This is a genomic window from Enterococcus sp. AZ011 (assembly GCF_050548355.1).
GTDB lineage: Bacteria > Bacillota > Bacilli > Lactobacillales > Enterococcaceae > Enterococcus > Enterococcus faecalis.
The window spans coordinates 768085-788281 of the sequence record NZ_CP172959.1; the positions used below are offsets into that span (position 1 = coordinate 768085).

Annotated in this window: 23 protein-coding genes, 1 tRNA gene and 1 other annotated feature; of the genes, 20 read left to right on the forward strand and 4 right to left on the reverse strand. The window is 34.4% G+C overall.

Annotated elements, in window-relative coordinates; translation table 11 throughout:
• Position 1: 1 nt before the first annotated feature.
• A complete protein-coding gene (locus IGL36_RS03745; protein ID WP_129238643.1) occupies positions 2-400 on the forward strand; it encodes a sigma-70 family RNA polymerase sigma factor in 399 nt (132 codons plus the stop codon).
• 63 nt (positions 401-463) lie between these two features.
• Positions 464-670 (forward strand): helix-turn-helix domain-containing protein, encoded by a 207-nt coding sequence (locus IGL36_RS03750; RefSeq protein WP_129238644.1) that lies wholly within the window; start codon positions 464-466, stop codon positions 668-670.
• A gap of 91 nt (positions 671-761) precedes the next feature.
• On the opposite strand, the gene IGL36_RS03755 is transcribed toward IGL36_RS03750, so the two are convergent.
• Together IGL36_RS03755 and IGL36_RS03760 are read right to left on the reverse strand one after the other, a co-directional pair.
• Positions 762-1418 (reverse strand): MAE_28990/MAE_18760 family HEPN-like nuclease, encoded by a 657-nt coding sequence (locus IGL36_RS03755; RefSeq protein ID WP_129238645.1) that lies wholly within the window; start codon positions 1416-1418, stop codon positions 762-764.
• A complete protein-coding gene (locus IGL36_RS03760; protein WP_430609060.1) occupies positions 1415-2578 on the reverse strand; it encodes a DUF262 domain-containing protein in 1164 nt (387 codons plus the stop codon). Before IGL36_RS03760 ends, IGL36_RS03755 begins: the two co-directional genes overlap by 4 nt.
• A 211-nt stretch (positions 2579-2789) precedes the next feature.
• Between IGL36_RS03760 and IGL36_RS03765 the strand changes: the two genes are divergently transcribed.
• The 4 genes from IGL36_RS03765 to IGL36_RS03780 all read left to right on the forward strand — a co-directional run bounded on the left by IGL36_RS03765 (position 2790) and on the right by IGL36_RS03780 (position 9428).
• Positions 2790-5738: an Eco57I restriction-modification methylase domain-containing protein gene (locus tag IGL36_RS03765; RefSeq protein ID WP_201292315.1), complete on the forward strand. Its 2949-nt coding sequence runs from the start codon at positions 2790-2792 to the stop codon at positions 5736-5738.
• A complete protein-coding gene (locus IGL36_RS03770; protein WP_159154353.1) occupies positions 5731-7383 on the forward strand; it encodes an Eco57I restriction-modification methylase domain-containing protein in 1653 nt (550 codons plus the stop codon). The genes IGL36_RS03765 and IGL36_RS03770 overlap by 8 nt, the downstream gene beginning before the upstream one ends.
• A gap of 439 nt (positions 7384-7822) precedes the next feature.
• A complete protein-coding gene (locus IGL36_RS03775; protein WP_129238649.1) occupies positions 7823-8011 on the forward strand; it encodes a helix-turn-helix domain-containing protein in 189 nt (62 codons plus the stop codon).
• 13 nt (positions 8012-8024) lie between these two features.
• On the forward strand, positions 8025-9428 hold the full coding sequence (locus tag IGL36_RS03780; RefSeq protein ID WP_129238650.1) for a site-specific integrase: 1404 nt from the start codon (positions 8025-8027) through the stop codon (positions 9426-9428).
• A 204-nt stretch (positions 9429-9632) separates the two neighbouring features.
• Here IGL36_RS03780 and IGL36_RS03785 read toward each other — a convergent pair.
• Positions 9633-9706 (reverse strand) — tRNA-Arg (locus IGL36_RS03785).
• Positions 9707-9949: 243 nt separating this feature from the next.
• Positions 9950-10025: a sequence feature (ribosomal protein L21 leader region), on the forward strand.
• 19 nt (positions 10026-10044) lie between these two features.
• On the opposite strand from IGL36_RS03785, the gene rplU reads away from it, so the two are divergent.
• From rplU to psiE, 4 genes are all read left to right on the forward strand, one after another.
• Positions 10045-10353 carry a 50S ribosomal protein L21 gene (gene rplU / locus IGL36_RS03790; protein WP_002355866.1) on the forward strand — a complete coding sequence of 103 codons (309 nt, stop codon included), beginning with the start codon at positions 10045-10047 and terminating at the stop codon, positions 10351-10353.
• A 32-nt stretch (positions 10354-10385) separates the two neighbouring features.
• The gene (locus tag IGL36_RS03795; protein ID WP_002355867.1) at positions 10386-10730 is read left to right on the forward strand and encodes a ribosomal-processing cysteine protease Prp; all 345 of its coding nucleotides are present in this window, start codon (positions 10386-10388) and stop codon (positions 10728-10730) included.
• Positions 10731-10742: 12 nt separating this feature from the next.
• Positions 10743-11030 (forward strand): 50S ribosomal protein L27, encoded by a 288-nt coding sequence (gene rpmA, locus IGL36_RS03800; protein ID WP_002355868.1) that lies wholly within the window; start codon positions 10743-10745, stop codon positions 11028-11030.
• Between the two features lie 199 nt (positions 11031-11229).
• Entirely contained in the window at positions 11230-11682 is a 453-nt protein-coding gene (gene psiE / locus IGL36_RS03805) for a phosphate-starvation-inducible protein PsiE (RefSeq protein WP_002355869.1), read from the forward strand.
• Positions 11683-11752: 70 nt separating this feature from the next.
• Here the strand turns inward: psiE and IGL36_RS03810 are convergent, their stop codons facing one another.
• Positions 11753-12568, reverse strand: coding sequence for a metallophosphoesterase (locus IGL36_RS03810; RefSeq protein ID WP_002355870.1), 816 nt, complete (start codon positions 12566-12568; stop codon positions 11753-11755).
• Positions 12569-12739: 171 nt separating this feature from the next.
• Between IGL36_RS03810 and IGL36_RS03815 the strand changes: the two genes are divergently transcribed.
• The 10 genes from IGL36_RS03815 (at position 12740) to IGL36_RS03860 (ending at position 20182) form a co-directional block, all read left to right on the forward strand.
• Positions 12740-13804 carry a M24 family metallopeptidase gene (locus tag IGL36_RS03815; RefSeq protein ID WP_002391500.1) on the forward strand — a complete coding sequence of 355 codons (1065 nt, stop codon included), beginning with the start codon at positions 12740-12742 and terminating at the stop codon, positions 13802-13804.
• A 13-nt stretch (positions 13805-13817) separates the two neighbouring features.
• Entirely contained in the window at positions 13818-14138 is a 321-nt protein-coding gene (locus IGL36_RS03820) for a MazG nucleotide pyrophosphohydrolase domain-containing protein (RefSeq protein WP_002355872.1), read from the forward strand.
• A 332-nt stretch (positions 14139-14470) separates the two neighbouring features.
• Positions 14471-14902, forward strand: a complete 432-nt coding sequence (locus IGL36_RS03825) for an Asp23/Gls24 family envelope stress response protein (RefSeq protein ID WP_002355874.1) — start codon at positions 14471-14473, stop codon at positions 14900-14902.
• Entirely contained in the window at positions 14895-15347 is a 453-nt protein-coding gene (nusB, locus tag IGL36_RS03830) for a transcription antitermination factor NusB (protein ID WP_002355875.1), read from the forward strand. The genes IGL36_RS03825 and nusB overlap by 8 nt, the downstream gene beginning before the upstream one ends.
• Before the next feature lie 103 nt (positions 15348-15450).
• Positions 15451-16296: a bifunctional methylenetetrahydrofolate dehydrogenase/methenyltetrahydrofolate cyclohydrolase gene (locus tag IGL36_RS03835; RefSeq protein WP_002355876.1), complete on the forward strand. Its 846-nt coding sequence runs from the start codon at positions 15451-15453 to the stop codon at positions 16294-16296.
• 9 nt (positions 16297-16305) lie between these two features.
• A complete protein-coding gene (xseA, locus tag IGL36_RS03840; RefSeq protein ID WP_002355877.1) occupies positions 16306-17652 on the forward strand; it encodes an exodeoxyribonuclease VII large subunit in 1347 nt (448 codons plus the stop codon).
• A 1-nt stretch (position 17653) separates the two neighbouring features.
• Positions 17654-17884, forward strand: a complete 231-nt coding sequence (locus IGL36_RS03845; RefSeq protein WP_002364628.1) for an exodeoxyribonuclease VII small subunit — start codon at positions 17654-17656, stop codon at positions 17882-17884.
• Positions 17884-18765: a polyprenyl synthetase family protein gene (locus tag IGL36_RS03850; RefSeq protein WP_002371528.1), complete on the forward strand. Its 882-nt coding sequence runs from the start codon at positions 17884-17886 to the stop codon at positions 18763-18765. The genes IGL36_RS03845 and IGL36_RS03850 overlap by 1 nt, the downstream gene beginning before the upstream one ends.
• Before the next feature lie 13 nt (positions 18766-18778).
• The gene (locus IGL36_RS03855) at positions 18779-19594 is read left to right on the forward strand and encodes a TlyA family rRNA (cytidine-2'-O)-methyltransferase (RefSeq protein WP_002364633.1); all 816 of its coding nucleotides are present in this window, start codon (positions 18779-18781) and stop codon (positions 19592-19594) included.
• Positions 19595-19732: 138 nt separating this feature from the next.
• On the forward strand, positions 19733-20182 hold the full coding sequence (locus IGL36_RS03860) for an arginine repressor (protein WP_002358881.1): 450 nt from the start codon (positions 19733-19735) through the stop codon (positions 20180-20182).
• Positions 20183-20197: the final 15 nt, after the last annotated feature.

Genomic DNA, 20197 nt, shown 5'->3' on the forward strand with positions numbered 1-20197 from the left:
TATGACTAAAGAAAGAGAGATAGGTTATTTATTCATATGTTACATTCAAAAAGTATTAACTAACGAGAAGAAAAATTATATGCGTAATGTAGTTAAAAACCGTATCGATTTAATGAGTGATGAAAATCTTCTTGAGAGTATTGAGGATAAATCTTTTAAATTTTTTGAGGAACTTACTGAATTCAAAATGGAAGCGTTTGTTGTACTATTTGATAATGTGGAATTAATTAATGCAATAGAAAATCTTTCTTACGATGAAAAATTTATTTTATTTGAGAGATATATTGCAGGAAAAAAAGATCCTTCGATTGCTAAAGAGCTGAACATAACTAGTCAAGCGGTTTCAAAAAAGCGAAAAGCTATAATAAAAAAATTAAGAAAGTCTTTTTATATCAAATAGATAGAAAACGTATACGTCCACCTCCTTATCTAATTTTTAATAAACAAATAAGGGGAGAGAGCGATGGATGAATATGCAGAGTTAACAAAACTTATTATTAAAGCACAAAAAGGCGATATTCAAGCAATGACACAGTTATTTCAACGTTTTGAATATTTGTTAGTTAAGCTATCAAAAGATACTAAAGGTTCTTTTGATGAAGATTGCTATCAAATTTTATCTGAACGATTTATTAAAGCTGTTCGGCAATTTGATACTGATAGAATTTAAAGATACAGAAGCTCTACAACATCAAGATAGGGATGTTGTAGAGCTTCCATAAAGTAATTGCTCAAAAGGATAATAAGTTGTTACAGACATATTAGCTAGTTCTACTAGATAGATATTCTTTTTGGACTGCGGCATTTAAAATTTGTATAGAAACCTTATCTATGATTTCTATAATTTTTTCACATAATTCAAAGTATCGATCTTCATCAATATAGTATGAAATTTTTTCCCCATGAGCAATGGAGTTCCTATTTGCTAAAAGAACCTCGTCAATTAATTTAAACTTTAATGAATATTCAGTGTAGCTTAGGCCGATAGTATTCATGATATTCATGAATACTATCGAGTTTAAATTACTCTCAGTGTTAATTATAGATTCGCATGGAATTTTAGCTTGTTGGTTTTTGCAAGAAAATATTTCTCCTATAAATTGCGTATGATATTCATTCTTGTGAGTGGTATTGAATTCAGTGATTTTCTTTTTCATGGCAAGTGCCACAAAGTTATCTTTTAACTGAGAGTATGGAAGCTTTAATTGAGAAACATAAGTTAAATAATAGGTGCACATATTTTTAATGCTACCTTCCCAGTGGGCATAAAGAAGTGCTACTCCAGCACGTAAAGCTGTTTCTTTTGCTAATCCATTAGCCTTCTGAATAATTTTTTTTGTAGATGAAATTTCAATTTTTCTCCAAGATAAATCTTCATCAATTAAATCATTCAGTTTATTTACAGATTTAATTTTCATGGTTTAAAATGTGCTATTCCAAATTGTGACAACTCTTTGAATCTAGGAATAGCTCGTGCACCGGGAGTAGTATTTTTTAGAAATATAGGATTATCATAAATATCTTTAATTTTCTCTGACAACCATGTATTAACATCAGGAAGTTTTTCTATTTCATCAATATTAGCTAACATACCAGTTGATATTGTTTGAAAAGAAGATGCTAGGAAAGGTCCGCTAAATTTATCATGATGATATTTTTTGAAAGAGTCTTCCCCAAACAAATTATTGAGAATTTTGAACGAAGTATTGAATTTAGCCTGGAACTCTTTTTCATCTAAAGAGTTATTTTCACACATATGAATCGCTTCTTTATCTAATAATTGAGAAAAGTCATTATAGTTATTTATTTTATCAAAATCAAAATTTAAGCTTATTAGAAGGCGCAGTATCAACTCCAGACGATATTGCTCGTCTTCTTTTCTTGAGGTAATTGGAATAGTTTGTAAAAAATCTGAATTTTTTTCTAACTCCAACAGAAAATCATAGTAACTTTTATTACTCATAATAATTAAGCAATTTCTAACCTCTTGTCCAGTTAAAGAGGTTCCTCCAGTGTTAAGTCGTTGAAATAACTCATACTTAGTATTGGAATCACTTTCTTTTTTCATTATTGTGATGTCAAATCTAGATCTTTTAAAATCTAGTTGTTGTTTTTTTGTAAAGCATAAGTCACCAGAATTCCAAGTTAAACCTTCAAAAGAAGGTAGGGATTCCGTTTTTTCTAGAACTAAAGGTGGCACTAAATTGTTGTTTTCGTCTTTAAGGATTCCTACGAATTGAAAAATAGTAGACAAACGTTGAACACCGTCGATAATATCCCATACTCCGTCTTCATTTTGGCTAACAAAAATTTGAGGTATTGGAATATTCAGCATTACTGATTCAATCAAACGAGTTTTTTGAAAGTTATTCCAGCGAAATAGCCTTTGAAATTCTGGATGGATGTCCATTTCTTCATCTCTGTAAATGTTAATTAATTCACCAATAGACATTTGGTAAGAGTCTCTATAGATTTGATTACTTTTTTGTTCTAATTCATTTTCTAAAGACAAATTATTCTCTCCTTTAATAGTTAATCCTGTAAAAGTAAGTATACAATATTCTGTCGGACTTAACATTATTAGATAGAAATCTCATTTTGTATACCTTTGTATACAGTATCTCAAACATTGATAGATTCTTCAAGCTTAACTAGTACAGGTAGAAAATTAATTCATCACAATAAAAACATAGTATAGTTTAGACCGATTTGTTATAATTAAGCAAACAATTTAGCCTATTAAAAAGGTTTTATTTTTTATGAAAAGGGTGTTTACGATGAATCATTTGATGGAAAAAGAAGAATTAAAAAAAATCGTTGCAGCTTTTGAACGTGATTACAATTTATATAAAGCCAAAAATTCTAAGTTTAACGAGCAAATGACAAGACAACAATATATTGATAAATTTCTTAGGTTGCTAGGTTGGGATATATCAAATCCAGATAATTTGACTTTTAATGATCGAGAAGTTGTTGCAGAGGAATATTCCAATCGTTTTGATAGGCCAGATTATTCAATCCGAATGAATAGTTCAAGTATTTTTTATGTAGAAGCAAAAAAAGTAAGTGTTGATATAGATAAGGAAATTGAACCAGCTATGCAAGTACGACGATATGGATGGAATAGCGGTCATAGAATTTCAGTTCTAACAAATTTCGAATATCTTGCAATTTACACTACCTATCAGCAACCCAAAGAAAAAGATACAGTAGCTAATAATAGATATAAACTTTATCATTATAAAGACTTTGTTGACAAGTTTGACGAAATATATGATTTGTTGTCACGGGAAAGCGTCGTAAGTGGCAAATTTGACTATTGGACTAATAGTATTGCACCATCCAATGCAACAAAACTGGCTTTGGATCAAGTTTTTTTAGAGCAGTTAAATGAATGGAGACTTTTAGTGGCTAAGGATTTAATCACTAGCTCGGTAGCGGACTTTAAAGATCCAATTACGTTAAATGAAAGCGTACAAATATTTTTGAATCAACTTATTTTTTTGAGATTTATTGAAGATAATAGATTTGAAGACACTGAAAAACTGAAGAGAACAATCAATAAACATATTGATTATCAATCTTATTTTAAAGATTTAGATAAAAGATATAATTCAGGTATTTTTGAAACACCAGATGTTATTTTAAATATAAAAGAAAGTACTTTAAAAACTATTGTTGAAAGTTTGTATTTTCCAAATGCTTCATATGATTTTTCAGTAATTGATTTATCAATCTTGAGTAGAATTTATGAAAATTTTTTACAAGAAGAAATTGTTTTTGATACTTTTAATAATGTCAAATTGGAGAAAACAAAGAGCGCTAAAATTAAAGCTGTTATTTCCACTCCAGATTCACTTGTAAAATTGATGGTTCAAAAAGTTATGAAAAAAAAGATTGATGGGTTAACGCCGGATGAAATTTTACGATTAAAAATCGGTGATTTAGCAGTGGGATCAGGTATTTTTCTTATTGAGACATATAATTATATAGAGAATTATTTAGTAGATTGGTACTCAAATAAAGAGAAGGTTGCACCTACACCATATTTAGTTCCATTTAAAATAAAAAAGAAAATTATTCAAAATGTGCTTAGAGGTTTTGATATTAATAATCAAGCTGTCCAACTTACTAGATTTTCGTTGTTACTTCGATTGCTATCCTATGAAAAAAAAGATCGAATAAAAGAAATAACTCCGTTACTTCCATCTTTGAAAGATACTATTGTTTGTGGTAATTCATTAGTAAATGAAAGTGATATAGATTACACTACTCTTTCTTATGAAGATGCTACAGATATAGCACCGATGTCAGATACAATTTTTGATGGAATGAATTTTGATATAATAGTAGGGAATCCTCCTTATCTTCAAACAAAGGAAATATTAGAATCTACTTCTGAAATAGAAATTGAAATTTATAAGTCTAAGTATTATTCTTCTTATAAGCAGTATGACAAGTATTTTTTATTTATAGAACGTACTCTAGATCTTTTAGACGAAAATGGTATAGCCATTTTATTGGTTCCAAATAAATTCTTTACAGTTGGAGCTGCGAATAAACTTAGAGAAAGAATTTATCAAAATCAAGGATTATCATCAATACTTGATTTTAAAACAACTCAATTATTTCAAAATGTTATTAACTATGTTGCAGTTGTACAATTTGGAAAATTTTCTAGTCCTAAATTTCAATATTCTGTTGTCAAATCTGTAGATGATGCATTTAAAAGTGATAATGGATTAACTTATGATATTCGAGATTTGGGTAACTCTCATTGGTTTTTGACTCAAAATGAAGAGTTAAGGAGCCAATATCGATTTGCAATGAATAATTTTCCGAATATAGAGTCAGAAATAACTCCAGTAAACGGGATTCAAACAAGTGCGAATACTGTTTTTTTGCTTGATAAAAAATTTATAGTGAAAGAAAATGAAGAAACTGTTACTTTTAAAGTAACTAAAAAGAAAGATATTGAATATGTTACAATAGAGAAAGCTTTATTAAAAGAGTTCTATCAAACCCCTTCTAAGGTACAGGGGAAATCATATATGCAGATGAAAGCAAGTAAATATGTTATTTTTCCATATATTAATGGTAAAATTATTGATTATGCAACAATGGAAGCTAAATATCCAAATACGTTGAGTTATCTAATTAGACATAAAAAAGAACTGCTTCCTAAATCATTAGGTGGTAAAAGGGATGTTCAATATGTTAGCGAATGGTATCAATATGGCCGAACTCAGTTTTTAAAAGAATCCAATGTTGATAAAATACTTGTAGGAGTAATGTCAAATCAACCCAATTTCAATATTGATCGTAACAGGATGTTGTTTGCTTCAGGGGGGACGGCTGGATTTATTGCATTATTAATGAAGCAAGGGTCTCCTTATAGTTTAGAGTATATTCAAGCTTGGTTAAGTCATCCGTTCACGGATATGATTTTTCAAACTATTGGTAGTTCATTTGAAGGAGAGTTCTATACACATGGCACTGGAACATACAAAGACATTCCGCTATTACCAATTGATTTCACTAATAATTTTGAGTTTGATAGGTATAAGCTGATTGAAGATTATGTAAAAAAAATAGAATCTATAAATAATTCAATAAATCTTAAATTAACAACTAGAGAACTAGAGTTTAAAGAAAAGAAAAAAGCTGCATATATAGATAAAATAAATACTTTATTTAATGAGTTAATTCAATTTAAGGTGGAGAATCAAAGTGAATGATAAGAACAAGCAAACATCACAAAAGCTACGTGGAGGATACTATACACCTATTGAAATTGCAGAATTTTTAACTACTTGGGCAATTGAACCTGATAGATACCAAAAGATTTTGGAACCGTCTGCTGGTGACGGGGTGTTTATAGAAAGTTTAAAAGGTATTGATGGAAATATAGATGTTACAGCAGTGGAGATTTTAGAGGAAGAAGCAAGTAAGATTGTTAGAAAAACAGAAGATTTTCCTAATTTTAAGGTTGAAAATATAGATTTTTATGATTTTTATGAAGAATTTAGAAGCCAAAAGCTTAAAGGAGAAACAGAAGGGTATGATGTTGTTCTAGGAAATCCTCCGTATATTAGATATCAATATCTTACAAAAGAGCAACGTGATTTCCAAAGTGACATCCTTGAAAATAATGGAGTAAGATCTAACAAATTAATCAATGCTTGGATGGCTTTCACAATTGCTTCGGTTGAAATGGTTAAAGAGGAAGGGAAAATTGCTTTTATTTTGCCAACAGATTTATTGCAAGTATCTTATGCTAAGCAATTAAGAGATTTTTTGTTTAATAGTCTGTCTTCTTTAACTATAATTACTTTTGACGAGTTAGTGTTCGAAGGAATACAACAAGATGTTGTGTTGTTACTTGGTGAAAAAAATATTCTAGATTTACAACGATCTAGAACTCATAATTTAAGAATTATTAATTTAGAGAACAGTAGCGGATTAAATAACGATATATTTAATGTGCCTTTCGATCAATACACATCCTATGGTTCTGAAAAATGGACTAAGTTTTATCTTTCACGAGAAGAAAGAATCTTCTATGAACTTGATTTTCCAAAGTTTATGAAGAGTTTTAATGAATTTGCTAAAGGTGAAATAGGAGTCACTACGGGTAATAATAACTTTTTTGTGGTTAATAATTCTATTGTTCAAAGTTATGATTTGCAGGAATATGCGCGTCCGTTATTAGGAAGAAGTATAGAAGTAAACGGTGTTTTTTATGAACAAAAGGATTTAGAAAAAAACATTAGCGCTAATCAAAAAGTATGGATGTTGGATTTTAACGGTAAAGAGTTATCGAGAAATGCCCAAAACTATATAGACTATGGAATTGAAAATGGTGAGAATAATGGCTATAAATTAAGCTTAAGGAAACGTTGGTTCGATATCCCTTCCATTTGGGTACCGGATGCATTTATGTTGAGGCGGATTGGAGAATTTCCTCGTATTGTAAAAAATGAAATTCAAGCGACTAGTACAGATACTTTTCATAGAATTAAATTTCGTGAGGGTATAAACATATCTAAATTTTTATTTTTAATGTATTCTTCTCCTACGCTTTTAACTTTTGAGTTGGAAGGAAGGATTTTTGGTGGTGGGGCACTAGAAATATTACCCGGAGATCTCATCAATGTTAAAATTCCAATTGTAGATGATTTACTAAATTATGATCAATTGTTAAAAGAATTGGATGATAAATTAAGGAGAAATATTCCGATTGTCGAGATATCTAGTTGGGTGAATGAACAAATACGCCAACATACTGCTTTTTCCGAAAATCAGCTTGATAATACATTCTTAATGTGGAGAAAATTGAATGAAAAAAGAATTGCCAAAGGGAAAAATAAAACTATTTCATAATCTTAGAAATTTAAAATAAGCTAAAGCCTGCTTTGAGGGAAGTCTCAGCAGGTTTTTTCTTATTGAAAAGTTGGTAAAAACTTTAGTTTTAAAGTTTCATTTTTGAAATTAATTGGTTATTTATACAGTGAAGATTCAAATTTGTTCCTTGAAAACTAAATAGATTTGTTAGGTACGTTTATTTCTAAAGTTAGCCATTGTTGGTTTATCGCTTTTGCGGTCAAATAAATGCAATAAGCTATATGTGTGCGTATGTAGTAGCCATGACCTTTAGAAAGATAATGATACTTCTGTAAAGCTCGGCGTAAATTGCGGAGAGGTGAAATTCCTATGTACTCAATGCAAAAGAGTAGCCTAACAAAAGAAGAAAGCGTTTAAAATATGTTATAATTAATTCAAGCTATCACTAGTTTGAGGAAGGAGTTTTGCCATAAAAGCAATGGATGTTAAAGAAACATATACTATCAAAGAAGTTGCTGAATTGTTATCAATTAGCAACAAAACAGCTTATAAACTTATTAAAGAAAATAGGTTTGCAGTTGTAAGAATAGGTAGAGTTATACGTGTTTCAAAAAAATCTTTCGATAATTGGTTGAATAATGTTGCTAACACTAATCATTCAGATTAGGAGAGTTTTTTTGATGGCTACTTTGAAGAAAAGAAATAAAAATTTTGCAGTAATTTATCGTTATGTTGATTCAGAAAATAAGACAAAGCAGAAATGGGAGTCTTATGATTTACAGAAAGAAGCTGTTCAACGACAAAAATTTATTGAATACTATCAATCCGTTCATGGTTCAGTTCTAGTTCCCCCTGAAAATGATGCTGTAATGAGTCCTGATGAAATTTCTGAGACAAACAGAATTACTTTTAAAGAATTCTTGGCATGTTATGTGGAAATTTATGGACGTGTAACATGGTCAGTAAATACATTGAGGAATAAAGAAATGCTGATTAACAAATACATTACTCCTTATATTGGAGATGTATTGCTAACCGATATAAAACCACGAATGCTTTCAGAGTATTACAATCAATTGTTAACAGTAGAAGAAGCAGCAGGAAATCGTCCTGCTAGAGGAAAGTTACTTCAACCTGCAAATGTGAAAAAAATTCATGATATTATACGTTCAGCGCTAAAGCAAGCAATTGCTTGGGAGTATTTACCTATGACATCTACTAATCCTGCAAAATCAGCTGTTTTACCTAAAATTCCTAAATATACAAGAACTGTTTGGGAAATTGAGACATTTAAAAAAGCGTTAGAGGTAGTAGAGGATGATCTACTTGAAATTTGTATGCACGTAGCTTTCTCTTGCTCTTTACGCATAGGTGAAATATTAGGTTTAACATGGGATAACCTTTTTATTGATGAAGTCACTGTTGCAGAAAATAGAGCGAGATTAGTTGTCGAAAAGCAATTATCAAGAGTTTCTAAAGAAGCTATAGATAGATTACAAGAGAAAGATATTGTAAAAATCTTTCCCACGCTTCCAACGAACACAACTCGAGTTGTTTTAATGACTCCTAAAACAGAGTCTAGTTATCGAACTGTCTGGATTCCAAAGGTAGTTGTAAATATGATTTTACAACATAAAAAGAAGCAAGAAAATCTGAAAAGAATTTTGGGTTCAGAGTACCACGATTTTAATCTTGTTTTTTGTCTCGAAGATGGACGTCCTTGTGAAAACACAGTGATTGGAAATAGGCTTAAAAAGCTCTGTAAGAAACATAATCTACCTAAGATAGAGTTTCATAGCTTACGACACTTAAGCACGAGCTATAAGCTAAAAATGACCAATGGTGATATTAAAAGTGTTCAGGGGGATACAGGACATTCAAAAGCAGATATGGTTACTGATGTTTATAGTCATATTCTCGATGAAGATAGACGATTTAATGCGGTTAAATTAAACGATGAATTTTATGGCGAAGAACCTAAAAATAACATTGAAGTTTTAGGTGAGGAAGAGCAAGAGTTGTTGAAAGTTGTGCAAGCTTTACCAAAAAGTATGCGTGAAAATTTATTGCTACTGGGAAAATAGAAGAGAGCTAGTGGGGAGAAATAAAATGTTGTTCAAAAGTGTTAGCAAAAACGAGGTGTTTTGATATGATTTTTAGGAAAATAAAAAACCTGTTAGCAGATTTCGAGGTCAACTAACAGATCATTTTAAGCAAGTGTTAGCAAAATAGATACTTTACTAACCACCTATTAAATTGTCAAAACGTTGATTGAACAACGCTTTAAACGCGTCCGGAGGGGTTCGAACCCCCGACATTTCGCTTAGAAGGCGAATGCTCTATCCAGCTGAGCTACGGACGCAAAAGATTGTTGGCGGATGTACAGCCGTCCGCTTAGAAGGCGGATGCTCTATCCTGCTGAGCTACTATGACAATAGTTGTAACACAACAAAGCTAATTATAATGGAAGTAGTGTTAGAAAGTCAATCGGAAATTTAAATAACAGAAGAAGTTTTTTTGGAGAGAGAAAGTGAAGAAAATAGAGAGTTTATATTGACGAGGTTTTCTGGTTCTGTTATTATAGTTAGTGTTGTAATTGTGGTCTCCACAGCTACAACCGCACAGAACAAGTTTTTAAGCATGAGTAATCATCACTTGGGATGGCGAGTCTAAGTCTAGAAGAAGGAGGTGCTGTATAGCATGTACGCAATTATCAAAACTGGTGGTAAACAAGTGAAAGTTGAAGTAGGTCAAGCAATCTACGTTGAAAAATTAAACGTTGAGGCTGGCGAGAAAGTTGTTTTTGACGAAGTTATCTTAGTAGGTGGCGAATCTACAAAAGTTGGTGCGCCAACTGTTGCAGGCGCAACTGTTGAAGGAACTGTTGAAAAACACGGCAAACAAAAGAAAGTCGTGACTTTCCAATACAAACCTAAAAAACACTCTCACCGTAAACAAGGTCACCGTCAACCGTATACAAAAGTTATGATCGAAGCAATCAACGCTTAATCTCTCTTGTTGACAGGAAAGAAGGCCTATCAATGATTAAAGGTTCTTTTAAACGGACAGGCTCCGGCCGAATCGTTTCATTCGAATTAACCGGGCATGCTGAAGCAGGTCCTTATGGCAGCGATGTGGTTTGCGCGGCAGTTTCTGCCTTAGCAATTAGCACAGTCAATGGGATTGATGCCTTAGCAGGTTTTGAACCGATTGTCGAAGTTGACGATGTAGAAGGTGGCTACCTTTATGTCGAGATGTTAACAACTGTCAATCAGGAACAAAAAAATATTGCCCAAATTCTATTAGAAAATCTTTTATTAGGTTTACAATCAATAGAGAACGAAAATACTGAATTTATTCAAATAAAAACAATCACTGAGAAATAGGAGGTGCAGACTATGTTATTGACTATGAATTTACAATTATTTGCCCATAAAAAAGGTGGCGGTTCTACATCAAACGGCCGTGACTCTGAATCTAAACGATTAGGCGCTAAAAGTGCTGATGGCCAAACAGTTACAGGTGGTTCAATTTTATACCGTCAACGCGGAACTAAAATTTATCCAGGTGTGAACGTTGGAATCGGTGGCGACGATACGTTATTTGCAAAAGTTGACGGTGTGGTACGTTTCGAACGTAAAGGCCGCGACAAAAAACAAGTATCAGTTTATCCAGTAGCTAACTAATACGATTAAAAAGCTGAATCTGCGGATTCAGCTTTTTTTGTCTTGCATAAAGGGTTAGCCGGAAAATGAAGAAACATCTCAAAATAAAAAAAATCTCACATTGGGTTTAACTGCTTGTCTGACAAGGTTAATTGATGATATATTTAATGTAATAACAAGCATGTTATAACATAATTGAGTCAAAAGAAAGAAGGGTATTATGCAGAAGAATTTTAGTGTAGTAAAGAAGTACGTGAATTTGATTTTGGATATTGTATTAGGGATTTTAGGAGTTTTCTTATTAGTATTTATGGCTAGTTATTTAGTTGACCTCGCTACATATCTCATGAAGCCAATGACGCCGGATAATTTTTCAGTTATCATGCAAGAAATTATTTCATTCTTTATGTTATTTGAGTTTATTATGATGATTCTTCGCTATATTCAAGAAGGACACCATATTCCGATTCGTTATTTGATTTTAATTTGTTTAACCGCAATTTTACGTCAATTAATGGTTGCACATGGCGATGGCTTGCAGACTTTATTGTTATCTTTATCAATTCTTTTACTAGTGGTTGTGCTATTTATTCTCGGGTTAAATGGCAGCAAATTTTATACGCTAGGAAAAGCGAAAGTAGAAGAAGATCACGAGCAAGATTTTCATCATTAATCGAACATAATCAAAGACCGTCTAACGTGAGAATTTTTCTCTAACGTGGGGCGGTCTTTTTAATGCATAGTTAAATAGTTAACTCAATCAGTTCAATTGTTGGTAAGACACCAAAGCGTGCGCTGATTTTAGTGGTTCCGATTCCTGGGTGAACAATTAGCGGCGTTTCATCTTCTAAATGATAAAGCCCATGTGTATACTTTTTAGCAAGCTGATTTTTGTAAGTGAAAAAAGGCAAGCGAATCTGTCCGCCGTGACTATGTCCTGCTAAAATGAGGTCAATGTTTTTGTTGACTGCTGAGTCTGCGACATCTGGCTCATGGGTTAGTAGCAGAGTGGGCGTTCCAGTAGGGCGGTTGACTAAAGCTGCAGCTAAGTCGGTTTGTCCATATAACGAATCTTCTAAACCAGCGACGTACAAGGAGATACGGTGTGAGACAGGCAGTAATTTGCCCGTGTTTTTTAGTACGGTAAAGTCGGCAGCTTCTAAGATTGTTTCGTAAAAATTGGTATCTAAGCCGCTATACTCGTGGTTGCCATAAATAGCGAATTTGCCATATGGGGCGTTAATTTTACGGAAAAGTTGACTCACTTCATCCTGAATTTCGATACCGAAACGGGCATAATCATCAAATAAGTCTCCTGTAAAAACGACTATGTCTGGTTGTAATGTATTTGTTTTTTCAACAATCTGTTTTAAGGCCTTCACAGAATAATTCTTTTTTAAATGAATATCAGAGAGTTGAACAATCCGTAAGGTTTTCCCTGATTCTGTTACTTTAATTTGATTTTTGTGTATGACTAAGCAGTTAGGTTCAATAAAAAAACTATAGCTTAAAATGCCGATAATAATGAAAAATAGTGCCAGAAATAAATAAACGTTCATAATTTCCTCCTTGAAGTCGCTAAATTAGTTTACTACAAAAGTGTTAAGCAAAAAATAAGGAAAGGTAAAATTTTCAGTAAACTTTCTCGATGAAGTTTTTTGGTGATTCATGCTTTTCTGAAGTAAATTTGCTATAATGAAAAATGAGAAAAAAGAAAGAAGGTCGAACCAATGATGGCAAGAGTCGAAAAGCTACGGGAGTTAATGAAAGAAAATAATTTACAAGGATTTTTAGTGACAAGTCCGTATAATTTACGTTATTTAACCAATTTTACTGGGACAACGGGCTTGGCAATGATTACATTAGATAAAGCTTTTTTTGTAACGGATTTTCGTTATACGGAACAAGCTGCGGAACAAGCAACTGGTTTTACTATCGTTAAAAACACAGGACATATTTTTGACGAAGTAGCAGATTTAGCTGAACGTTTGCAATTAGATAATTTAGCTTTTGAAGAAACGCAAGTTAGTTTCGCTGATTATAGCTTATTGGAAGAAATTTTACCATGTGAATTAGTTCCTGTAATGGGTTTGATTGAAGAATTAAGAGAAGTGAAAGATGAAGAAGAAGTAGCGATTATTGAAAAAGCGTGTGCCATCGCGGATCAAGGATTTGCCTTTGTCTTAGAGATGATTAAACCTGGAATGACAGAGATTGAAGTGGCTAATCAATTAGATTTCTTCATGCGGTCAAAAGGAGCCAGTGGTGTTTCTTTTGAGACAATTGTGGCCAGCGGTCTACGTTCGGCGATGCCACATGGTGTTGCTAGCCATAAAGTCATCGAAAAAGGTGAGTTAATCACTTTAGATTTCGGTTGTTATTATGAAGGCTATGTTTCTGATATGACACGGACATTTGCCATTGGTAGTATTCAGCCAAAACTAAAAGAAATTTATGACATTGTTTTAGAAGCACAATTAAAAGTGTTAGCAGAAGCTAAACCTGGGTTGACGGGCATTCAATTAGATGCGATTGCACGGGATCATATTGCTTCCTATGGCTATGGCGATGCGTTTGGTCACAGCACTGGTCATGGCATTGGGTTAGAAATTCATGAAGGACCAAATGTTTCATTCCGAGCAGATAAACAGTTTGTACCAGGGAATGTGATTACGGACGAACCTGGAATTTATTTGCCAGGAATTGGTGGCGTGCGTATTGAGGACGATTTATTAATTACTGCTGAAGGTAATCGTGTATTAACACATGCGCCAAAAGAATTAATCATTTTATAAAGGTTGGGAGAACATGGATATCCAAGAGTATCAGCGGTTTATTAGTGCGTTTTATAAAAAACGTAACTGGTATCAATATGATCCGTTTATTCGTTCCAACTTTTTAACAGAAGAAGTCGGCGAAGTTTGTCGGGCCATTCGGACAATTGAAATTGGCCGTGATCGACCGGATGAAACAGTTTTGGCGGATGAAGAGAATCTGGAAAATTTAACGGAAGAGTTAGGCGATGTGTTGGATAATTTATTTATTTTAGCCGATAAATATGACATCTCTTTAGAAATGATTATGCAAAAGCATCGGACGAAACTAATGGAACGTTATCCTGAAGAATAAAGATGTAAAAATAAGAAAGCCAAAATTACTTGGTCTTTCTTATTTTTACGTCTAAAGGCTTGAATTAGAAATTTATGACAAGAAATTATCTGTTCTTTTAGTCAGAACTTAGCTTTTCTGGTAGCGAAATAGGCTAATTAATGATAAACTAAGAACGAGTATTGATAAGCAAAATTTGGACGTTCTTTCACAACTAACTGAAGAAACCAGTGTTGTTTTAATTTTTAAGAATCATCCGTTGCTTAAAAGAGAATCCTTAAGAGACTTAGTGATTCATCAAATAAATCGTTTATTTAACGATTTTGTGCGTAATAGATAAGGAGGACAACCAAATGTCAGAAGAAAAAAATCTTGTAATCAATGCAAACGATTCTTTAGGAGAAATCGTGATCGCTCCTGAAGTCATTGAAGTAATTATCGGAATCGCTGCTTCAAAAGTAGAGGGCGTTTATGGGATGCGCGGCACGTTTGCCAATAATGTGAATGAATTATTAGGCCGTGCAGCACACGGCAAAGGTGTATATTTACGAACAGAAGAAGAAGGCTTAAAAGTCGATATCTATTGTTACTTGAACTACGGTGTTTCTGTACCAAAAGTTGCGTTAGAAATGCAAGACCGTGTGAAACAACAAGTCTTATTTATGACAGATATTGATTTAGTTGAAGTGAATATTCATGTTGTAGCGGTAGTACCTGAAAAAATCCCTCAACCAGACTTAAATGAATTATTCCCAGAAGATGAAGATGGAGAAGAGAATGAGTAAAACAGAATTAACCCGTCACGAGATTCGTGAAAAAGCGCTCCAAGCCCTTTTTCCTTTAGATTTTAATGCTGATTTAACCAAACAAGATGCCATTGATTATGCATTGGCTTATGATAATCGGGAAATCGTCAGTGAAGATGGCGAAGACCTAGTCCCTACGTATTTAGATTTACTTGTCGGCGGTGTGTGTAGCCGCAAAGCAGAACTAGACGAAGTGATTACGAACCATTTAGGTAATAACTGGTCTATGCAACGCTTAGCAAAAATAGATATTGTTATTTTACGTTTAGCTATTTTTGAAATGCTATACGTTTCAGATGTGCCAAACATTGTGGCATTAAATGAAGCCGTTGAGTTAAGTAAAAAATACAGCGACGACCGTTCACGTAAATTTGTTAATGGTGTGTTATCAAATGTAATGAAAGAAATTGATTCAGAGGCGTAAGCTCTGAATCTTTTTTTACTATCTAACTGGTGTTAAGATACTGGGTTATATGCTAAAATAAATACTATTAAAGAAGTAAAGAAACAATAGAGGGAGCGAAGGAATGAGTACAGTAATTAACGGTCGTGAATTAGCAGATCAAATGCAAGCAGAGATTCAAAAAGATGTAGAAAAGATGACACAACAAGGCATCCAACCAGGATTAGTTGTTTTATTAGTTGGGGAAAATCCTGCCAGCCAAACGTATGTGAGAAATAAAGAACGTGCAGCAGCCAAAATTGGCATTCTGTCAAAGGTCGAAAAACTACCAGAAACTATTTCAGAAGAAGAATTATTGGCTGAGATTGACAAATATAATCAAGATTCACGCTTTCATGGCATTCTTGTACAACTACCTTTGCCAAAACATATTGATGAAGAAAAGATTTTATTAGCGATTGATCCCAAAAAAGATGTAGATGGGTTCCATCCAATGAATTTAGGCCGTTTGTTTGTAGGCAAACCTGAAATGATTCCTTGCACGCCGTATGGAATTATGAAGATGTTTGAAGCTTATGATATTGATTTAACAGGTAAACGTGCGGTGGTTATTGGTCGAAGTAATATTGTTGGCAAGCCAATGGCACAATTATTGTTAATGAAAAATGCGACCGTGACGATTGCCCACTCTAAAACTGAACATTTAGCAGAAGTTGCAAAAGAAGCGGATATTTTAGTTGTAGCAATTGGACGCGGGCATTTTGTCACCAAAGAGTTCGTGAAACCAGGTGCGGTAGTGATTGATGTGGGTATGAATCGCAATCAAGAAGGAAAACTGATTGGTGATGTAGCATTCGATGAAGTTTCTGAAATTGCAAGCTATATCACGCCGGTTCCCAAAGGTGTTGGCCCAATGACGATTACCATGTTAATGTATCAAACAGTCGAGGCAGCAAAAAAACAAAAGTAAGGTGAAAAAATGACGCAACAATATTTAACAGTAACAGCCTTAACGAAGTATTTAAAACGTAAATTTGATGCAGACCCTTACTTAGGACGTGTCTATTTAACAGGTGAAATTTCGAACTTTCGCTTCCGAGCGAACGCGCATCAGTACTTCAGTTTAAAAGATGACCATGCGAAGATTTCTGCAATTATGTTTAAATCAGCCTTTCAAAAATTGAAGTTTCAACCAAAAGAAGGCATGAAAGTCATGGTGGTGGGGCGGATTTCGCTTTATGAAAACAGCGGCTCCTATCAAATTTATATTGAACATATGGAACCAGATGGTGTAGGTGCACTTTATCAAGCATTGGCAGAATTAAGAGAAAAACTAGGAAAAGAAGGACTTTTTGAAGGGCCTAAACAACAGTTGCCTCGTTATCCCAAACGAATCGCTGTGGTTACAAGTCCTAGTGGTGCTGTTATTCGGGATATCATTACGACAGTTAAAAGACGGTATCCGATTGCACAACTGGTCCTTTTTCCAACCTTGGTCCAAGGCGAGCAGGCGGCGGATGACATTGTGCGGAACATTCAGCGAGCCGATGCGCAAGGCGATTTTGATACGATGATCATCGGCCGTGGCGGTGGTTCAATCGAGGATTTATGGCCATTTAATGAAGAAAAAGTGGCTCGAGCCATTCATGCTGCCACCACACCGATTATTTCATCGGTTGGTCACGAAACAGATGTGACAATTGCCGATATGGTAGCAGATGTTCGTGCAGCAACGCCAACGGCAGCAGCGGAACTAGCGGTACCAGTTTTAAATGAAGAACTATTAAGAATTAGTGAACGGCGTAGTCGTTTAGAACAAAGCTTTTTATATCTCTTACAACAACGAACAGAACGTTTCCAACGACTACAAAATTCTTATGTGTTTAAGCAACCTGAGCGACTTTATGAAGGTCAAACGATTAAATTAGATCGAATGACGCAACGTCTTTTCCAAGCAATGACAACGATTCATCACCAAAAACAACGTCAAGCCCAAGGAATTATCGCTCAATTGCAACAACAGACACCAAAGGGACAATTAAGAGAAAGTCAGCAACAGTTGGCGTTTTTACAACGAAACTTGCAAACACAAATGACACAATTGTTCCTAAACAAACAAAAGCAATTCACGTCTGCTGTTCAACAATTAGACTTACTCAGCCCACTCAAAATTATGGGTCGAGGATATAGTTATACTACAAAAGAGGACCGTGTCGTTAAAACTGTTACCGAGTTACAGCCAGCAGATCAATTAACGATTCATTATGCTGACGGTACAGTTCAAGCAAACGTCGAAACAATAACAGCGAAAAAAGAGGAGTTTTAACATGCCAGCAAAAGAAAAAACGTTTGAAGAATCATTAAATGCCTTAGAAGAAATCGTTCAGCGCTTAGAACGAGGAGATGTTCCTTTGGAAGAAGCCTTAGTTGCCTTTCAAGAGGGCATGGCATTAAGTAAACAATGTCAAGATACATTGGAAAAAGCGGAAAAAACTTTAACGAAAATGATGACAGAAAACAATAAAGAAATTGTTTTTGAAGAGAGCGAGGAAGCGTAATGACGAATTTTAGTCAACAGCATTTACCGTTGGTTGAAAAAGTCATGGTCGATTTTATCGCAGAATATACTGAAAATGAGCGTTTGAAAGAAGCAATGCTCTACTCAATACACGCAGGTGGCAAACGATTACGCCCGCTATTAGTGCTAACAACAGTGGCCGCTTTTCAAAAAGAGATGGAAACACAAGACTATCAAGTGGCTGCCTCTTTAGAGATGATTCATACGTATTCATTAATTCATGATGATTTACCAGCAATGGATGATGATGATTTACGTCGTGGCAAACCAACCAATCACAAAGTGTTTGGTGAAGCGACTGCCATTTTAGCAGGGGACGGCTTATTAACAGGCGCATTTCAGTTACTTTCTTTGAGCCAATTAGGCTTAAGTGAAAAAGTTTTACTGATGCAACAACTGGCAAAGGCAGCGGGGAATCAAGGCATGGTTGCCGGCCAAATGGGTGATATTGAAGGAGAAAAAGTCAGCTTGACTTTAGAAGAGTTAGCGGCTGTTCATGAAAAGAAAACCGGAGCGCTAATTGAATTCGCCTTAATTGCTGGGGGCATATTAGCCAATCAAACAGAAGAAGTCATTGGTTTACTGACACAGTTTGCGCATCACTATGGCTTGGCTTTTCAAATTCGTGATGACTTATTAGATGCCACAAGTACAGAAGCAGATTTAGGTAAAAAAGTAGGCCGAGATGAAGCGTTGAATAAAAGTACGTATCCAGCTCTTTTAGGGATTGCCGGTGCGAAAGATGCGCTAACACATCAATTAGCAGAAGGTAGCGCTGTTTTAGAAAAAATCAAAGCAAATGTTCCCAACTTTTCAGAAGAACATTTAGCAAACTTGTTAACTCAGTTACAATTGAGATAGAAAGAAGGCACTTATGAAAAAAGAACGCGTCGATGTCTTGGCGTTTAATCAAGGACTATTTGAAACACGAGAAAAAGCCAAACGTAGTGTGATGGCTGGTTTGGTTTACAATGATAAAAATGAACGTTTAGATAAACCAGGGGAAAAAATTTCTGTGGAGACACCCTTACATACTAAGGGCCAAGTAATGCCTTATGTTTCTCGTGGGGGCTTAAAACTAGAGAAGGCACTAAATGTTTTTGCAATCAACGTTCAAGGCAAAACAATGTTAGATATTGGTTCCTCCACAGGTGGTTTTACCGATGTTGCTTTACAAAATGGGGCTCGTTTGAGTTACGCTTTAGATGTTGGCTATAACCAACTAGCATGGAAAATTCGGCAAGATGAACGCGTGGTGGTAATGGAACGTACCAATTTTCGCTATAGTAAACCTGAAGATTTCACTGAAGGGGTGCCGGATATTGCAACGATTGATGTTTCCTTTATTTCATTACGCTTAATTTTGCCACCTCTTCATGATATTTTGAAAAAAGGCGGTAGTGTGGTGGCGTTAATTAAGCCACAATTCGAAGCTGGCAAAGAGTTTGTTGGGAAAAAAGGAATCGTGCGTGATCCAGAAACCCATCAAATGGTTGTGGAGGAAATTACACGCTTTGCCATGAATAACGGTTATGATGTGAAAAACTTAGATTTTTCACCAATCACTGGTGGCGAAGGAAACATTGAATTTTTGGCACATTTAGTTTCTGTTGAAGGGGAAGGATCCTATCAAGCGCCAGAATCCATTGAAGAAGTTGTCGCGCATGCGCATCAAAAATTAGCGGAATGATGAGAAAAGTTAGAAGAAAGAAGTGGACGCCTATAGGTGAAAGCTTCTTTTTTGTATAAATCTAGTAATTCATCTTTTAAAATGCATAAAAATAAGCTATGATGAGGGCAAGAGTAAACTGAAAAGGAGAGCGGCGCCATGAGAAAGCAAGATAGACACCGTTTAATTACACGTTTATTGACTGAAAAAAATATTCAAAAGCAAGAAGATTTTGTCAACTACTTACAAGAAAAGGGCGTAGCTGTAACACAAGCAACAATTTCTCGCGACATTAAAGATATGAAACTGATCAAAGTTCCATCTGCAGAAGGGGGTTATCGATATAGCCTTCCATTAGAAACACAAGCTAATACGAGTGCTAAACTTGCAAAGCTTTTAAAAGATGCCTTTGTAGCTGCAGAACAAATGGAAAAATATGTCGTATTACGAACCATTCCTGGCAATGCGGCGGCGTGTGGTAGTTTAATCGAAAAGAATTACCAAGAGAAACTTTTTGCCGTCATCAACGATGATGATAGTGTCCTCATGATTGCACGAACTGAGGAAGCAGCAGAAAAACTTCATAAAGAGCTGTTAAGCTATCTATAAAGAATGAGGTGAACA

Excerpts from the sequence above, each read along its gene's own strand:
- IGL36_RS03745 (WP_129238643.1), top strand. The coding sequence starts at position 2 with ATGACTAAAGAAAGAGAGATAGGTTATTTATTCATATGTTACATTCAA.
- IGL36_RS03750 (WP_129238644.1), top strand. The coding sequence starts at position 464 with ATGGATGAATATGCAGAGTTAACAAAACTTATTATTAAAGCACAAAAA.
- IGL36_RS03755 (WP_129238645.1), bottom strand. The coding sequence starts at position 1,418 with ATGAAAATTAAATCTGTAAATAAACTGAATGATTTAATTGATGAAGAT.
- IGL36_RS03760 (WP_430609060.1), bottom strand. The coding sequence starts at position 2,578 with ATGTTAAGTCCGACAGAATATTGTATACTTACTTTTACAGGATTAACT.
- IGL36_RS03765 (WP_201292315.1), top strand. The coding sequence starts at position 2,790 with ATGGAAAAAGAAGAATTAAAAAAAATCGTTGCAGCTTTTGAACGTGAT.
- IGL36_RS03775 (WP_129238649.1), top strand. The coding sequence starts at position 7,823 with ATGGATGTTAAAGAAACATATACTATCAAAGAAGTTGCTGAATTGTTA.
- IGL36_RS03780 (WP_129238650.1), top strand. The coding sequence starts at position 8,025 with ATGGCTACTTTGAAGAAAAGAAATAAAAATTTTGCAGTAATTTATCGT.
- rplU (WP_002355866.1), top strand. The coding sequence starts at position 10,045 with ATGTACGCAATTATCAAAACTGGTGGTAAACAAGTGAAAGTTGAAGTA.
- IGL36_RS03795 (WP_002355867.1), top strand. The coding sequence starts at position 10,386 with ATGATTAAAGGTTCTTTTAAACGGACAGGCTCCGGCCGAATCGTTTCA.
- rpmA (WP_002355868.1), top strand. The coding sequence starts at position 10,743 with ATGTTATTGACTATGAATTTACAATTATTTGCCCATAAAAAAGGTGGC.
- psiE (WP_002355869.1), top strand. The coding sequence starts at position 11,230 with ATGCAGAAGAATTTTAGTGTAGTAAAGAAGTACGTGAATTTGATTTTG.
- IGL36_RS03810 (WP_002355870.1), bottom strand. The coding sequence starts at position 12,568 with ATGAACGTTTATTTATTTCTGGCACTATTTTTCATTATTATCGGCATT.
- IGL36_RS03815 (WP_002391500.1), top strand. The coding sequence starts at position 12,740 with ATGATGGCAAGAGTCGAAAAGCTACGGGAGTTAATGAAAGAAAATAAT.
- IGL36_RS03820 (WP_002355872.1), top strand. The coding sequence starts at position 13,818 with ATGGATATCCAAGAGTATCAGCGGTTTATTAGTGCGTTTTATAAAAAA.
- IGL36_RS03825 (WP_002355874.1), top strand. The coding sequence starts at position 14,471 with ATGTCAGAAGAAAAAAATCTTGTAATCAATGCAAACGATTCTTTAGGA.
- nusB (WP_002355875.1), top strand. The coding sequence starts at position 14,895 with ATGAGTAAAACAGAATTAACCCGTCACGAGATTCGTGAAAAAGCGCTC.
- IGL36_RS03835 (WP_002355876.1), top strand. The coding sequence starts at position 15,451 with ATGAGTACAGTAATTAACGGTCGTGAATTAGCAGATCAAATGCAAGCA.
- xseA (WP_002355877.1), top strand. The coding sequence starts at position 16,306 with ATGACGCAACAATATTTAACAGTAACAGCCTTAACGAAGTATTTAAAA.
- IGL36_RS03845 (WP_002364628.1), top strand. The coding sequence starts at position 17,654 with ATGCCAGCAAAAGAAAAAACGTTTGAAGAATCATTAAATGCCTTAGAA.
- IGL36_RS03850 (WP_002371528.1), top strand. The coding sequence starts at position 17,884 with ATGACGAATTTTAGTCAACAGCATTTACCGTTGGTTGAAAAAGTCATG.
- IGL36_RS03855 (WP_002364633.1), top strand. The coding sequence starts at position 18,779 with ATGAAAAAAGAACGCGTCGATGTCTTGGCGTTTAATCAAGGACTATTT.
- IGL36_RS03860 (WP_002358881.1), top strand. The coding sequence starts at position 19,733 with ATGAGAAAGCAAGATAGACACCGTTTAATTACACGTTTATTGACTGAA.